Genomic DNA, 405 nt, shown 5'->3' with positions numbered 1-405 from the left:
CAGGGACCACCGTGTCCAGCGACGGAGAAGCACCATAGGCATAGTGGACACCGTTGCTGGTACCAGCCGGTGTAGTGACCGTGACAGCCACCGTACCGGTTCCGGCAGGAACGGTAGCGGTGATCTGCGTATCCGAATCCACCGTGAACGACACCGCCGGAGTCGCACCGAACAACACTCCCGTGGCACCGGTGAGATTGGTACCAGTCAACGTCACCGTATTACCACCCGCGGTCGGCCCGACATCCGGGGAAACTGAGGTGAGGGTGGGTGTCGCAACATACGTGTAAACCACACTATTACTGACACCACCCACAGCAGTCACGGTGACAGCGACCGTGCCGGTCCCCGCAGGAACAGTAGCGGTGATCTGCGTATCCGACACCACCGTAAACGACACCGCCG

At 61.0% G+C, this 405-nt stretch carries 1 protein-coding gene; it reads right to left on the bottom strand.

Translation table 11 applies throughout. The features are described from left to right. A partial coding sequence (locus ACL02S_RS24245; protein ID WP_412804805.1) for an IPT/TIG domain-containing protein occupies positions 1 to 217 on the bottom strand: 217 nt, incomplete at its 3' end. Positions 218 to 405 lie beyond the last annotated feature (188 nt).

It is taken from the genome of Nocardia spongicola (genome assembly GCF_047200775.1).
In the GTDB taxonomy this organism is placed as follows: domain Bacteria; phylum Actinomycetota; class Actinomycetes; order Mycobacteriales; family Mycobacteriaceae; genus Nocardia.
The sequence above is the reverse complement of the archived record's forward strand: the minus strand, read 5'-3'. Positions and strand labels throughout refer to the sequence as shown.